This is a genomic window from Dysgonomonas termitidis, assembly GCF_042654545.1.
Lineage (GTDB): Bacteria > Bacteroidota > Bacteroidia > Bacteroidales > Dysgonomonadaceae > Dysgonomonas > Dysgonomonas termitidis.
In genome coordinates this window covers 22,736-36,588 of sequence record NZ_JBHSGN010000002.1, presented here as the reverse complement: position 1 = coordinate 36,588, position 13,853 = coordinate 22,736, and the positions used below count along the sequence as shown (strand labels likewise).

Here is a 13,853-nt window from a genome sequence, read left to right as displayed (position 1 = left end):
TTATTTATCCTTATCCGAAGCTATATAATCATCGTTAAGCCTTTTTACTTTACTTGTCTTTACTTTCGCATCATGGCAATAGACCAGCGTATATCCTTTTTTTTCGGCATCAGCCAGAAATCGCTCTTTCTCGGACAATGATGTAAGCGCACAAATATCATAAGCCGAAATCCATTCCAGCGGCACATGAGCCGATGTCGGTACCAGATCGCCGGGAAAGGCATATACTCCGTCATCAGTATTGATACATACAACCAGCTGCCCTTCGCTATGTCCGTCGAAAAGTTGCAACTCAACCCCATCGCATAATAGCGTATCTTCATCTATTAAATGTAATTGCCCCGAATCGTATACAGGCAGGATATTATCTGCAAAAACAGAATCTTTCTCCAAACGGTTAGGCTTCAGATGATTTTCCCACTGTTCCCGGCTAAGCCAGTAGCGGGCATTCGGGAAAGAAGGTACAAGCTCGCCTCTTTCATCCTTACGGGTAGCACCTCCGCAATGATCGAAATGAAGATGCGTAAGCACTACATCCGTTATTTCCGTGGGTGTATATCCTGATTGTTTTACAGCCTCAACTGCATTTTGTAAGTTATACGGACGGTAATAAGATACTTTATCCAGATCCTTATCTCCCATCCCGGCATCTATCAGTATCCGGCGGTCATCTGCTACCGCCAGGACACACCGCATAGCCAGCGGGCACAGGTTTTCGGTATCAGATATGTATTTCCTCTGCCATGCACGTTTTGGCACAGCCCCGAACATGGCCCCGCCGTCGGCCATGATATACCCTGTTTCTATAATCTTAATGTCAAACATACCTCTAAGATATAAAAAAGTTATGAGTTATAAATTATAAGTAAAACAAGATACAAGTTCCTGATTATTAACTGTTGGCTAAAAAAAGAAAGAGACGGTTCTCACAACCACACTATTTACACTTATAACAATATAATTATCAATTTATTACAATCTTATAAATTACATCATATGTCAACAAAGCATCATCTTTCTCTTCAAATAATTAACTATTCTGAATCAATTATAAAGTTCGTCATTTTTTGACGAAGTAGCAAAAATGCCTTTCTAATTCTTTTTCAAGAATCTCAAAATCGAATTTAAAGCCCTTTCCGCATGTTTATTAAAGCTTGCCTAACAGAGATACAAGACATGCTTATAAATCTCACCGTAAGCCATAAAAACAGGCAAAATACCACCCGGAAATAAATAAATCTATCCCTTATAAAAATTCTTTCCTTAAAACAATCAAAAAAAAATTCCCCCTTCCAATCTTCCCCCATGGGGGATAGAGGGGGTCTTAATCTTAATCTATATATTATATAATGTGTAAGAACCACGACATAAATATTAAGTACAACCACAATTTCGACATAAACATCGCTCAAAATTGACGAAGTTTTAAAAATAATCATCTTTCTAATCTAATTCCCATCGATAAAAAGAGCAATACTGACCAGATACCTTTATTATTTTTCCTATATCTTCCCCTATTTGACAATATAATACCATATATTATCAAAATCGAATTATTAAAAGCAATAAGCCTCTAATAACTGTTATATATTTTATACTTTTGATTTGTAATTGATAAAAATATGAACTCGCAAAACTCAATAATAGTCAATATAGATTCTTATCTGGCAGCCTTTATCACAGGTTTGCTCGATGGAGAGAATTATGCGGCTGTTGTTCCTCCGGATCATTATATAGGTACGCTATTATACAGGCTTTTGAGTAAAGTACCGGAAGATTGCAAGTTTATCCCGCCCGTTCATTACCGCAAAAGACAACTGAAACTCTATATAAATTCGCTGGGTACACGCGACAATGTCCGCAAAAGACCCGATTCTTATTACTATTTTCCCCTGTCGAAACAGATTGAGTTTGAAAAAAATATCCGGATCCTGTTCGACGAATTATTTTTCCGTACCTTATCCCTTACCAGGGAGTATACGGACCAGCAAATAAAAATTCTGATAGAGCGGTTTTGCGAAATATATAAAATCGACTATGCGCAGCATTGCGATGCCCTGGTAAAAAAATATTACCGTGCCCGCATGGAAAAGGAAGGTAAACTTCGTACTTATGACTAATGTTAATTTTAATGTTAAATCCAATGTTTTTTTCGTCCACCGATGTCCTGTAAATTTTAACATTTTATGAAAGAAATATGCTCTGTTTTCGATATAATATTAATGGAAGATATTGCTTCCGCCGATAATATAAATGTATACCCGCTACCCGGACGCTCTTTTGACAAACTAACATCTGCCAGTCTCAATGTCGATATGGATAAGGATCTTACCGATTCCGGTGTCGTTTTCTCGCTTACACGCGATATTATAATAGACAAGGTTCCGGAGGCGGTCGCCGCTAAATACGGTTATGCGCGCACATGCATCATGATCGTATATTATACCGATGGCTCCCATACCGTTTATGGCTCTCCTGAATATCCCGTTGTCGCATACATAGTCAGCGGCATGCAGCAGGATATATTATCCGTAGCTCTCAGAACAACCGTTTTCCCTAGCGTATAAGTCCTTTCCACCACGCTATTGTTTGCACAATTTTGTGTCAAACAATAGTGTATGAATCCTTACCTGCAACTCATTTCCCTGCTTTCTTCGGCTTCGGCGCGTTTCTTCTGCTCCGAGGCCGAACTGGCTGCCGCGTTGTTTTCTGTTATCCATTTCGCGGATAAGTTTAATTTCTCCGGAGAAGACTATCCTTCCTACAAGGCCCGCATGGCTTTGGAGTCTGTCCCGCTATTAGCTTCGACTCCGGAGCGGGAAATTTATACTACTACCGATTACTCTTCCGACGAAATTAAGCCCGGATCCATCGCCTACCATCCGGTCAAAGGCCTGATTATGGCCGATTCTTATTGGTGGTTCTCTTCAAAGCAGTTTGTACAGGATCTTACGGCAGCCGAAGCCAATCCTTCCATCAACGCTCATTTTTTACACGTTAAGTCCGGAGGCGGCGAAGCCTGGTATCTTGACGAAGTGGCAAAAACGCTTATAGGCCTTGATAAGCCTGTTTATACATTGGTGGAAAAAGTAGCCGCCAGCGCCGCTTATTATATAGGTGTGCATGGTAAAGTCGTTAAAGCTTTGACACAAAATGACCTGATAGGCAGTATCGGCACCATGGTCGACGGCCTTAATATCATGGGATACTTAGAAAAGATCGGTATTACGCGTATCCGTGAAGTCGCGACCCGTTCCGACCTGAAAAACAAAAAATACGAGGATCTTCTGAAAGGTAAACCCGAACAATTTATCCGTGAGGAACTGGATCCGCTGCAGCAACAATTCGAGGCTGCCGTCCGCGCCGCCCGTCCGCAACTGAATGACCTTCCTGATGACGATCCTGTTTTCCGCGGCGAATCCTTTTATGCTTCACCTCCGGCTATCGAAAAAACGCTGATAGACGGTCTTACCTCTTTTGATTCCGCGCTTGCCGAAACTGACGCTATGGGGAAGGAATGGGCCACAAGGCGGAATAACCGGAAATCCCTAATGTCTTACTTATAATTATAGTAAAATGAAATTTAATTTTTTTCAAGCATTGAACACCGTTCTTCAAATACTCGGTCTGACAGATAAATCGAAAGATAAGAAGATGTCAGAAGACGACTGGAAGAGCGTAGCCTCGGAATATAATACACAAAATCCGGGGCGTGACTTTGACTCCGATGTTGCCGCGGCTCTCCAGGAGGAGAACGCCGCCCGTGCGCAGGCAGAACAGCAGCGAAACCAGATTCTTGACATTGCCAACCGCGTAATGCCTGTAGGATCTACTGGCGACGATGACGATGACAGTGGTGACGATGACGGTAAAGAGCCTCCGAAGCCTTCGGACAATACCGATCCTGTAGCTGCCGTGCAGAAAATGGCTGACGCTATCGAAGCCCTGGCGGCACGTGCCAATATGGATAAGCCGGAAGATGAAACAAAGCCTGTGTTTAATATCAACGGGCCGGGTACAAACAAAACCCATTTCCTGGGTATTACTCATTCCATGTTCTCGCTCGATAAGCGTTGGAACAAGATTGCAGCGAATCCGAATTATCTGAACCAGAGTCCGCAGCCTACTAAAGCTGAAACAAAAGAGTTTACCCGGGAATTCGAATCTTACGGGCAAAGCCTGTCACAGCGTTATGCGTATTTGAAGCAAAACAACATGCTCGACGCTACGCGCCTGATGGCCGGGGAATTTACAAACGATTATTCCGGACTAAATCCTGCCAATCTTCCGGATTACTACCTGATCCGACGCCAGGATGCCCTGATCGCCCGCCTGATTACATTGTATAACGTATACAACGTATTCCCGCGCCGCTATGGTGTTCAGGACCGCGAGATCATGTTCTCCGCATTCTTTGACACAGTATCTCAGGCATGGCAGTTAGGAGAAGTGTTTAAGGGCAAGATGGAGCTTCAGCCGGAACTGGCATACGTCGATGACGCAATGATAAAATTGCTCTTCAAGCCGATGAAGGAAATCGAGCGCATGTATATCGGTTACCTGAATACGGAAGGCTCCGACCCGATGAAGTGGTCGATTATCGAATGGCAGATACTGAATGTAATGACTCAGGCCATCAGCGAGCAGAACCATCGCCGTGTAATGGGTATTTACGTACATCCTGAAACGGGAGTGCCGGGACATTACCTGAACTCGTCCACAGGGATTATTTATACACTTATCCGCTATGCGCATGAGTTCAAACTCAAAATTCATGACGATGCAGCCTATATGGGCTATACTGAAGCTACATTCCTCGAAACCGTTCAGGATATGCTGGAAGATATCAAACTGGCAATCACCGAGGACTATACAGTACCTTTCGAAAGGCTTTCCGTTATCCTGAATGCCAATCACCGCCTGTGGTGGAAAAAGAACTGTCGTGCAAAATATGGCAAGGATCTTGACTTCACCGGTCCCGACAATATGATGAACAAGGTACCGGATATCGACACGCCTATTATCTGGTTGCCTAATGAGGGTAATCTTCCGTTTATCCTGATAGAGGAACCGGGCAACCTGCAATGTATTGAATACCTGCCGGGCGAAATGCTTGCCTTGCAGTTCGAGCGCGGAATGGAGATATACAAGGCATGGAGCGTATGGAAAGAAGGCTCTTCCGCCTCTTTCGTCGGCATTAAGTTTAATACCAAAGCCGCTCTCGATGCCAACAAATTCATGCGCCAGCGTATATTTATGAATAAACCGGCTTCCTTCCTTGTCGATGGATCTACCACTATCGACGGGTCTAAAGGCTTCTGGTTCGTTACGCAGGACAATACCGCCGCTACAGCTCTGGCCGATATCACTACTCCGCGCGACGGGGTAGCCTATATCCTGGAGATCGGAAGCGATACTAATCCTACGACAATAGCCAAGGCCGGCAAGTTCTCGGAGATCACTGCCGCATTCAATCCTACAGCCGTAGGCGACTATATCATGCTGGTTCCGAATTCGGATAAAACGAAATTCTTCGAGCTCGAGCGTACAGTCGGAGGCGTCCGCACTATCAATGCCGCCCTGCAACCTAACGTACCGGGAGTACGATAATAAATAAGAGTGAAAAGTGTAAAACGAAGAACGAAAAATTTTTCACTTTTCACTTTTAATTTTTCACTTTTAATTTAATTAAAAATATGACTCACTTAGATAAACATATGAAATACGTTAATCGGAAAGCCGCAGCGCGCCGCCATATGCTGCTGTCTCGCTTTCTGATGATCATTGGCTTTGTTTTTATTGCCCTTACCGTGTACGGGGCTGTATCCGAGCCTGACAATGCCCTGTATAATATCCTCATTGGTTCCGGTACCGGAACTTACGCCATGTGCGCCATGGTATCTATAAATGATGTTCCGGATCGCGAAGTCGCCGGATCCGCCATCGGGGATAAGATATACCCGATACCTGTGCAGGATATCGATGATAGCGTTCCTTTCCCTACTGTTAATGCGAATCGGGAGGTCACGACTATTCCGATGCTGCCCGGCAAATTCATGCATGCATTCGATACGCATTCCGTACCTACGTTTTTATCCTCCGGTACCAAAGATGCCGGCGCGATAGTGGCAAACGGGACGAATACCTTTACTGCCGTAATGGGTGGTACCCGCGACGAGCTGAAGAATTTTGTGGAAGATTATTTCGGGTTGAAGTTCGTAATAATCTTCAAGCATTGCGAATCCGGTAATATGTACGGTATAGGCAATGCCTGTAAAGGTGTCGTATTTAGCGGCTATGAATACAAGGATGACGCCGACGGCCAGTACCTGACCATGACATTTACCCAGATAACCATCCAGTTGCCATGGACATACATCGGCGCCATTGTACAGCAGAATCCTGCAACCAATGCAGCCGACAGTACCACATTGGCAGTAGTTGCCGGCAACAACCGCTATATCATTCCTGACGGCACGGCAGCTACATATGCTATTAACGCGGTATCCGGCATAACAGCCGCCGACGTGGGAAGGGTTATCACCCTGATTGGCGACGGTGAAACCTATGCTGCTACTGTTCCCGATGGTGGTCCGTTCCTCCTGGTGGATGGCGCCACATGGACGGCATCCAAAGGCTCTCAGCTGAATCTGAAGGTATTCGACGCCAATACGCTGATAGAAGTAAACAGGATATAAATTAACTAATTAGTTACGAGTTACTACGCCCTTCGGGCAGTTACAGTTACAGGAAAAATGTTACTCGTAACTTGTAACTTGTAACTCGTAACTCATAACTATTTAAAAATTATGGTTTCACTAGATAGAGAAAAAAGAGGACAATTCAACATGCTCCGGTCTGTCTCCCACCTGGAGGCAGACTTAGCCCTGTTGAAAACGATCGATAAGCGTCATCCCCTGATTTCGGCACCTTCGGGCAAGGACCAGAAGTACGCGGACGACGTATTGTATGCTCTGCTTGGCCTTACTGCCAATTGCGACATAGTTGCATTCCGCCGGCAGTTTGCGAAGGAGAAGTTCCAGAAAGCACAGGCGGAAACCCTCAGGGAGCGTTTTGCCCGTTATATTGCTAAGGTGGATATCGAAAAAGCGATCGATATAAAGCATCTTATTGATGAAATATCAAAAGGCTTGCTTTTGTTTATTGCTGCTTTGGATTGGCCTATAGACGAAGATATTTTTCCCGGAGAGATCGAACTGGTTCTTGTCGAAGGCGACAAATTTAACATCCAACTGACTGCCGAAGCCATTACTACCCGTGAAACTGCCGCCAAGCTCAAAAAAGAGCAGGAAGAGGCAGAACGTAAAAGGCTTGAAGCCGATGCCGCAGAAAAACTCAGGAAAGAACAGGAGGATGCGGAACGTAAAAAACTTGAAGCAGAAACTGCTGCTAAAGCTCTGAAAGAGAAAGAAGCGGTACTGGACGAAAAGGAAAGCGAACTGTCGGATAAGGAGGAAGGTCTCGAAGATAAGGAAGCAGATCTGGATGAAAAAGAAAGCGAATTAGCCGAAAAGGCCGCCGAATTAGCAGTTAAGGAAGCCGACCTGGAGAATAAGGCCACCATTGAAAAAAAAAGCGTCTCAAAGAAGAAGAGTACCCCCAAATAAAGTGGAGAAATTACCTCGATGATGACGTTAAAACGGCGACCCTGATTTACTCCGACAGGATAAATACACATAATCAGATGAAGGTTCTTGATGTACTGCTCGATACCAGGCCGACCGAAAGGGCTGTAATGGAAATGGCAGAATTGCGCATCAGGAACCTTCTTTGTTTCAGGGAGCTCCAGGCATTCAACGATACCGGCAAGTGGATCCAGAAACATCCGCTGATTACCCACCGGAGTACATATGCCAGGCTGGAGGAACTGTTCGCCCTCGATCATACCCGCTTTATGGACGAATATAACCGCTGTTGCTGCAACATCTCACGATACGAGTCTTATCTCCGTAGCGATAAGCGGATCGATCACCGGGATACCGACAAAGCCCTCCTGCAAAAGCATACCGAAACGAAATCTGTATTTGAATCTGTAATAGAGAACAATAGACTATGACACATTTCGAAATATTATCCAAACTGGATCCGGCCATAATTTCCCATTTTCTTGAAACGGGAGAATCCGAAGGTATTCCTCCTGAAACTCAGCAATGGCTTCAGGAAATATCCATGGCGTACCAGGAATATGATAAGAACCGGAATATCTCCAAGGCTGCCGAAAGCCTTAAAGTCCGTATTGTCGCCAAGTTCAAAAAGAAAATAAGCCTGCGGACCTGTCAGGAGCGCATCTATTCAGCCATAGAATACTTCCATGTCGATAATGTTGTGTCGGATAAGGTCTGGTATATAGATTTTGCCAATAAATACGAGGAAGACGCCGAAAAAGCCATCCAGGCCGAAGATTTCCGTGCCGCATACATGTTCCGCAAAGCCGCGGAAGAATGCCGGGAGAAATCAAGTATTGCCGCCAGCCTTGATACGGGCTTTGTACCGGTATTCCTTCTTTCGCCGAATATAAGCATTATAAATCTGGGATTTGAGCAAAAAAGCCTTAAAGAAATCGCCCGGAAGGACAATGAAGGTTATTATCTCAATCTTATAAATAGCCTGCCTGTCGACGAACCTGAGAAAAAGAGGCTGCGTATAGACGCGGATTTACCGGATACTCCATACGAAGTAATAGAAAGCGACTGATTATGATTTGGGATGAACAGGTAGACTGGACGCAGGAATATTACATGAACATGGCGCAGCTCCGCGCCACGTTGATCGACCCGAATGTTCTCATAGCCGAGATAGCCCGTGCCGGAGGTAAAACGGAGGGCGTTATGGGACCTCGTATATTACGTGTATCTGAGGCTATGCCCCGTGAATTAGCTTTCCTGGTACATAAAACATATGCAGCCCTGTTGTCAAATATTGTTCCTAACCTTTTATCCTATTTCAATAAACCTATTCTTAACGGTAAACGGTGCATGTTAGAGGAAGGTATCGACTATGTAATAGGCACGGCCAAGCTACCAAAGCATTTTTCACGCCCACGCTATCCGATACATTACCCGCGCCATTCTATTGTGCTCCGCAATGGTTTTAACCTCCAGCTGGTGTCATCCGATCAACCCGATTCCGTAGCTGGCCGGTCCGGCGTACATGCTTTCATAGAGGAGATGAAGCATAATAAAGGAGAGAAACTTAAAACACGTCTTTTCCCTGCGCTTCGTGGTAGTGACAACCGCGATGTTCGCAATCACCATTTGTATCAGGGTATAACCGGTGTTTCGGATACGGCTCGCGTCGATCTGGGTGAAGATAACTGGTTTGAAGAATACGAATCCAATATGAATATCGATCTGATTAACGAAATTGCTTCCGTCGCCAAGCCTGTCAATGATGCTATGGCTATAAAAATGCATTTCGAGTGGCTTCAGAACGAAATTAAGGCAAAGCGCCGCCATATTTCGGAAATCACTCCCTTATATCCTCAGTACGAAAAGGCTCTTAAAACTTTATATCTATGGCAGGACCGGCTTCGCAGAATGCGCACACAGGCTTCTTATTACATGCGTGCATCTTCATTCGTAAATAAAGACTTCCTGGGACAGAAGTATTTCAAAACGCAGCTGGAGACACTCGATATGGAAGAATTCCTGACGGCTATTTGTGCTATCCGGATCCGGGCCGTTGTCGACCGCTTCTTTGCAAACTACGTTCCCAAGGTACACCAGTTTAGCGACAGTTATAAAAACGACATGTTGCTGAAGGTAGAGCTCATGGGAGGCTTCCGCATTACTGCTGGCTATCTCAAATATTACAATCCGGACGATGAATTGCTTCTTGGCTATGACCCCGGCAAATTCCAGAGCCTCACGGTATCCCAGGAGAAACGGTTCGGGGAGGAAGTCCGTACGATCAAAGAGTTCACATGCTACTCTCCTGCAGATCAGACACACCTTGCTCTCGATTTTTACAACTTCTTCGGTGATGATGCCCGCAATAAACATCTCAAGTTGTACTACGACCGCGCCGGGAATAAGACAAAGGAGGAACTGGAGCAAATAACCACAGACGCCCGACTTCTGAAGGCCGAACTCGAACGTTACGGGTTCTATGTAGAACTAATGAACGAGGGACAGCCTACGATCTACTACTGGCAGCAAAAGAAGTTACTGGATTATATCTTCAGTAACAAGTTCGCAGCCTTTCCGCGCCCTTACATTTGCGAAAACCAATGCCCGAACCTCTGTTCTTCCATCATGCTTAGCCCTATGAAAAAGACTATAGACGGCAAAATAGAGCTTGATAAGACATCGGAGAAGAAAATACCAATGAAGTTACAGGCCGGAAGATCCACGCAGCTACCATCGGCGCTTATCTACTTCTATTTTGGCCGTTATGGACACTTATTACCTAACGAATTCAGCTCAATCCCCGACAATTTACCTGAAAACACTGTCATTTGAGGCATTTTATCCTCTAAAATTTATCTTTTTAGCTATATAATCATACCTGTTTTACATCGGCTGACTTATCAACCCGTTAAAAATCAATCTTTATTTTGAAAAATAAAAAAGATAAAACTTTTTACATCTTTCGAGACAGCCGCGAACGCTAATTCAATCCGGCGCATTTCAGGAGGGGTGGATCCCTGGAAATGTGATTTAAGTTAAAATTAACATTTTCAATAAAACATTAACATTCACATGATATTTTACTCTGATACACAGATGTTTATATATACATTACATATATGGTTATTGATTACCATTTTTTTTGTGTGGACAATAGGAAATGATATAGATATACCAGGGAGGGCATTAATATCTGATGCCTGGCATATTTATTATAATCTGTAAAAAAAATTATCAAATAACTTGTAAGTACATAATATTGTACTTACATTTGTACTTATAAATAAAATATAGAATTATGAAAACAGCAAGTTACACAGAATTAAGGAATAATCTTAAAAGTTATCTTGATAAGGTTATTAATGATAGTGAGCCTTTAATTGTACACAGATCCGGCAACGAGAGCGTTGTAGTTCTCTCCCTGGATGAATACAATTCTATAAAAGAAACCGAGTATATTAAGGTTTCGCCGATTATGGTAGATCGGATAAAAGCCGCTGAAAATGACTTGAAAGCTGGTAAGGGTAAAGCTATAAAAACACCTGATCTATGGAAATGATTTATTCCCCTCAGGCGTTGGAAGATATCGAGTACTGGAAGAAAAGCGGCAACGTTGGTATTATGAATAAGATTACCCGCCTTCTGGAAGATATAGAAGAACACCCATTTACCGGTATAGGAAAGCCGGAGCCTTTGCGGCATGATCTTACCGGCTATTGGTCGCGACGAATAAATGCAGAGCATCGTATTATATATTCCGTACATGAAGATATGATAGAGGTATATATATTATCCCTTAGATACCATTATACGAAGAAGTGATAAATAACTGCCCGGGATCTTATCCGGGGAAGGCGCCAGAACCGGCGCCTTTTTTATATCAAAAAAACTGAAAATAAACAATGAAATTCTTGCATAATAATGAAAACATTATTATATTTGTATAGTCAAATATAAAAGCTATTTAACATGTTGAACCGGGAAATGAGAAAAGAAAAGAAGGAACTTGAAAAAGAACTTATCTTTCTTCTATCCTATTACAAAGAAGTATCTGCCAGGTCTGAAAAGCTAAAGCAATACTTTGACGAGCAAATAGAGATAATAACAGAGAAATTAAAAGAAATCGGACATTAACAAAAGCCCCCCTTCTCCATCAGGAAGGGGGACAAAAACAAAATCCTATGAAAGAAAAGATAAATGAACTGAAAGCAGCATTTGTAAAAGCGTCTACAGATAAGGAACGCGATGATATAGACCGGCAAATGCAGGAACTAATAGATATAGATGGTGACAAGTTCGCCGCCTCCCTGGTAGAATCTGCAAAGGATACCGCCGACAAAGCTACAGAGCTGGCAATGAAACAAAAGCTACAGGATATAATACCCGCCGTCTCCCTGGTATATATTGCAAAGACTTATTTCAATAAAACGGATGCGTGGTTATACCAGCGCATAAATGGCAATACGGTAAACGGCAAGCCTGCCAGGTTTACCCAGGCAGAAATAGATAAACTTAAATACGCCCTGAATGACTTATCTAAAAAATTAGGCTCGGTAAGCATTTCTTTATAAATAGCTTATATTTGACACTAAGCCCCGTATCGAGCCGTACGGGGCTTTTTTTGTTGTTCAAGGTCGCAAATTGTGACCTTAAATATATGATTGTTAAATTTTTTTATACTTTTGCTAAAACTTAATATAAACTAAAATTAAACTATTTATGAGAAAAGTATTATTAATACTATTATTATTTGCAACAATTGCATCTAAATCACAAAATATTGATTGTCAAAAAATTGTACCATTTAAAGACGGACGGGTATTTTATGAGGGTGTTGTAATAGTGGATAATGCATCTTCTGCAACCTTATATAGCAATGCTAAATTATGGCTTGGTAAAACATTTGTAATCTCAAAAGATGTTGTTCAAAGTGAAGTTGTTAATTCTGTAATTGTAGCTAAGGGTATTATTGATAAAATATATACTTTCACTTTAACTATACAATTTAAAGATGGAAGATATAAATATGAAATATCTGATTTCGGAGTTGATACCTTTGTTCCAGGATTAAATAAACCCATGAAAGGATCTATTGAAAGTTTCCCTTTATTTAAAAATTGTAAAGAAGCCCCATTAATACTATTTGACTCGAAAGTAAAAAAAATAATCGCTAGTTTAGAATCTGGCATTAAAGCAAATAATGATGATTGGTAATGAAAATTATTGCCTATGTGGTATTGCTTTTCTTAATATTTTACTCTATATATATTCTATTCAAGCCATATAAAAATAAGAAAAACAAAAAAGAACATAATAGTAAAAATATCCCGGTATCTCAAACTGAAGAGCCTATAAAGGTTTATCCTGATGGTAGAATAGATTTTCCTAAGAGAGAGAAAAATAATACTAAAGAGCCACCTTTAAAGGATGGATATAAACGGTTTTATACAACAAAAGGTTTTATAGATTATAAGCCGCCAAATCCAAGTAGGGGAAACCCTATAGATGATATACTATATTCTACTTTTATTGAGGAGAGAGAAAAACAAAAAAAGAAACCAAAGAAATTTAAAGTAAGAAAAATTGAATGCTGGGTAAATGGTATATATTACAGATCATATAACGCAAAATATGTAGCTCGATACTTGAGAGTTGGTGATCCTGTACACTTAAAAAGAGAACCTACAAATAAACATGATCACTTCGCCGTAAAAGTTATAAGTAAAGGAGAACATATAGGATATATACCCGCCTCGCTATCTCCAGAAGTGACAAATGGTATTATTAAATATGGTTACAATGTATATGTATCGTATAAAAATGCCTATGAAGACAATGAAGATATAAGCCTTAAAATTATGTTATTTCCTAAAGATAAGAAAAGCGATGATTAACCATCGCTTTTTTCTTTTACTTCCATTTTATTACCACACTTAGGACATATTATTATATTTTCCTTTAAAGGCTCAAAAAATTCTGATGCGCTACATCCTATAGCCTTTGCAATTCTTACCAACACTTCAGAGGAGGGATTGCCATTTATGTGCTGTGATAGCCCTACCCTAGATATTCCCATTATTTCAGCTACTTCATTTATCGATAAGCCTTTTTCTTTCAATACTTCCTTTATACGTAAACTCATAAATATACATTGTTATTGATACAAATGTACATAGTTATAGTTTTGTAAAGCTATCGCTTTTC

General features: G+C 41.8%; 17 protein-coding genes. 15 read left to right on the top strand and 2 right to left on the bottom strand.

Annotation, left to right across the window (positions count from 1 at the left end; genetic code table 11):
• Window positions 1-825 (bottom strand): MBL fold metallo-hydrolase, encoded by an 825-nt coding sequence (locus ACFO6W_RS00230; RefSeq protein ID WP_379993294.1) that lies wholly within the window; start codon window positions 823-825, stop codon window positions 1-3.
• A gap of 797 nt (window positions 826-1,622) precedes the next feature.
• Here ACFO6W_RS00230 and ACFO6W_RS00225 point away from each other — a divergent pair.
• The 15 genes from ACFO6W_RS00225 (at window position 1,623) to ACFO6W_RS00155 (ending at window position 13,543) form a co-directional block, all read left to right on the top strand.
• Window positions 1,623-2,120, top strand: coding sequence for a hypothetical protein (locus ACFO6W_RS00225; RefSeq protein WP_379993293.1), 498 nt, complete (start codon window positions 1,623-1,625; stop codon window positions 2,118-2,120).
• Window positions 2,121-2,186: 66 nt separating this feature from the next.
• Window positions 2,187-2,567: a hypothetical protein gene (locus tag ACFO6W_RS00220; protein ID WP_379993292.1), complete on the top strand. Its 381-nt coding sequence runs from the start codon at window positions 2,187-2,189 to the stop codon at window positions 2,565-2,567.
• Between the two features lie 51 nt (window positions 2,568-2,618).
• Window positions 2,619-3,566, top strand: a complete 948-nt coding sequence (locus tag ACFO6W_RS00215; protein WP_379993291.1) for a S49 family peptidase — start codon at window positions 2,619-2,621, stop codon at window positions 3,564-3,566.
• Between the two features lie 10 nt (window positions 3,567-3,576).
• Entirely contained in the window at window positions 3,577-5,610 is a 2,034-nt protein-coding gene (locus tag ACFO6W_RS00210) for a hypothetical protein (RefSeq protein ID WP_379993290.1), read from the top strand.
• 107 nt (window positions 5,611-5,717) lie between these two features.
• Window positions 5,718-6,698 (top strand): hypothetical protein, encoded by a 981-nt coding sequence (locus ACFO6W_RS00205; RefSeq protein WP_379993289.1) that lies wholly within the window; start codon window positions 5,718-5,720, stop codon window positions 6,696-6,698.
• A gap of 111 nt (window positions 6,699-6,809) precedes the next feature.
• Window positions 6,810-7,628, top strand: coding sequence for a hypothetical protein (locus ACFO6W_RS00200; protein WP_379993288.1), 819 nt, complete (start codon window positions 6,810-6,812; stop codon window positions 7,626-7,628).
• A 77-nt stretch (window positions 7,629-7,705) separates the two neighbouring features.
• Entirely contained in the window at window positions 7,706-8,077 is a 372-nt protein-coding gene (locus ACFO6W_RS00195) for a hypothetical protein (RefSeq protein ID WP_379993287.1), read from the top strand.
• Window positions 8,074-8,715: a hypothetical protein gene (locus ACFO6W_RS00190; RefSeq protein ID WP_379993286.1), complete on the top strand. Its 642-nt coding sequence runs from the start codon at window positions 8,074-8,076 to the stop codon at window positions 8,713-8,715. The genes ACFO6W_RS00195 and ACFO6W_RS00190 overlap by 4 nt, the downstream gene beginning before the upstream one ends.
• 2 nt (window positions 8,716-8,717) lie before the next feature.
• On the top strand, window positions 8,718-10,481 hold the full coding sequence (locus ACFO6W_RS00185; protein ID WP_379993285.1) for a hypothetical protein: 1,764 nt from the start codon (window positions 8,718-8,720) through the stop codon (window positions 10,479-10,481).
• 466 nt (window positions 10,482-10,947) lie between these two features.
• Entirely contained in the window at window positions 10,948-11,208 is a 261-nt protein-coding gene (locus ACFO6W_RS00180) for a type II toxin-antitoxin system Phd/YefM family antitoxin (RefSeq protein WP_379993284.1), read from the top strand.
• Window positions 11,199-11,471 (top strand): Txe/YoeB family addiction module toxin, encoded by a 273-nt coding sequence (locus tag ACFO6W_RS00175; protein ID WP_379993283.1) that lies wholly within the window; start codon window positions 11,199-11,201, stop codon window positions 11,469-11,471. Before ACFO6W_RS00180 ends, ACFO6W_RS00175 begins: the two co-directional genes overlap by 10 nt.
• Before the next feature lie 147 nt (window positions 11,472-11,618).
• On the top strand, window positions 11,619-11,783 hold the full coding sequence (locus tag ACFO6W_RS00170) for a hypothetical protein (RefSeq protein WP_379993282.1): 165 nt from the start codon (window positions 11,619-11,621) through the stop codon (window positions 11,781-11,783).
• Window positions 11,784-11,830: 47 nt separating this feature from the next.
• On the top strand, window positions 11,831-12,220 hold the full coding sequence (locus tag ACFO6W_RS00165) for a DUF5053 domain-containing protein (RefSeq protein ID WP_379993281.1): 390 nt from the start codon (window positions 11,831-11,833) through the stop codon (window positions 12,218-12,220).
• Window positions 12,221-12,368: 148 nt separating this feature from the next.
• A complete protein-coding gene (locus ACFO6W_RS00160; protein ID WP_379993280.1) occupies window positions 12,369-12,863 on the top strand; it encodes a DUF4468 domain-containing protein in 495 nt (164 codons plus the stop codon).
• A complete protein-coding gene (locus tag ACFO6W_RS00155) occupies window positions 12,863-13,543 on the top strand; it encodes an HIRAN domain-containing protein (RefSeq protein WP_379993279.1) in 681 nt (226 codons plus the stop codon). Before ACFO6W_RS00160 ends, ACFO6W_RS00155 begins: the two co-directional genes overlap by 1 nt.
• On the opposite strand, the gene ACFO6W_RS00150 is transcribed toward ACFO6W_RS00155, so the two are convergent.
• Window positions 13,540-13,791, bottom strand: coding sequence for a helix-turn-helix domain-containing protein (locus ACFO6W_RS00150; protein WP_379993278.1), 252 nt, complete (start codon window positions 13,789-13,791; stop codon window positions 13,540-13,542). The genes ACFO6W_RS00155 and ACFO6W_RS00150 overlap by 4 nt on opposite strands.
• Window positions 13,792-13,853: the final 62 nt, after the last annotated feature.

Bases quoted from the DNA above. Each gene is read 5' to 3' on its own strand.
- ACFO6W_RS00225 (WP_379993293.1), top strand. From the start codon at position 1,623: ATGAACTCGCAAAACTCAATAATAGTCAATATAGATTCTTATCTGGCA.
- ACFO6W_RS00220 (WP_379993292.1), top strand. From the start codon at position 2,187: ATGAAAGAAATATGCTCTGTTTTCGATATAATATTAATGGAAGATATT.
- ACFO6W_RS00195 (WP_379993287.1), top strand. From the start codon at position 7,706: ATGAAGGTTCTTGATGTACTGCTCGATACCAGGCCGACCGAAAGGGCT.
- ACFO6W_RS00200 (WP_379993288.1), top strand. From the start codon at position 6,810: ATGGTTTCACTAGATAGAGAAAAAAGAGGACAATTCAACATGCTCCGG.
- ACFO6W_RS00185 (WP_379993285.1), top strand. From the start codon at position 8,718: ATGATTTGGGATGAACAGGTAGACTGGACGCAGGAATATTACATGAAC.
- ACFO6W_RS00165 (WP_379993281.1), top strand. From the start codon at position 11,831: ATGAAAGAAAAGATAAATGAACTGAAAGCAGCATTTGTAAAAGCGTCT.
- ACFO6W_RS00180 (WP_379993284.1), top strand. From the start codon at position 10,948: ATGAAAACAGCAAGTTACACAGAATTAAGGAATAATCTTAAAAGTTAT.
- ACFO6W_RS00170 (WP_379993282.1), top strand. From the start codon at position 11,619: ATGTTGAACCGGGAAATGAGAAAAGAAAAGAAGGAACTTGAAAAAGAA.
- ACFO6W_RS00205 (WP_379993289.1), top strand. From the start codon at position 5,718: ATGAAATACGTTAATCGGAAAGCCGCAGCGCGCCGCCATATGCTGCTG.
- ACFO6W_RS00175 (WP_379993283.1), top strand. From the start codon at position 11,199: ATGGAAATGATTTATTCCCCTCAGGCGTTGGAAGATATCGAGTACTGG.
- ACFO6W_RS00190 (WP_379993286.1), top strand. From the start codon at position 8,074: ATGACACATTTCGAAATATTATCCAAACTGGATCCGGCCATAATTTCC.
- ACFO6W_RS00150 (WP_379993278.1), bottom strand. From the start codon at position 13,791: ATGAGTTTACGTATAAAGGAAGTATTGAAAGAAAAAGGCTTATCGATA.
- ACFO6W_RS00160 (WP_379993280.1), top strand. From the start codon at position 12,369: ATGAGAAAAGTATTATTAATACTATTATTATTTGCAACAATTGCATCT.
- ACFO6W_RS00230 (WP_379993294.1), bottom strand. From the start codon at position 825: ATGTTTGACATTAAGATTATAGAAACAGGGTATATCATGGCCGACGGC.
- ACFO6W_RS00155 (WP_379993279.1), top strand. From the start codon at position 12,863: ATGAAAATTATTGCCTATGTGGTATTGCTTTTCTTAATATTTTACTCT.
- ACFO6W_RS00215 (WP_379993291.1), top strand. From the start codon at position 2,619: ATGAATCCTTACCTGCAACTCATTTCCCTGCTTTCTTCGGCTTCGGCG.
- ACFO6W_RS00210 (WP_379993290.1), top strand. From the start codon at position 3,577: ATGAAATTTAATTTTTTTCAAGCATTGAACACCGTTCTTCAAATACTC.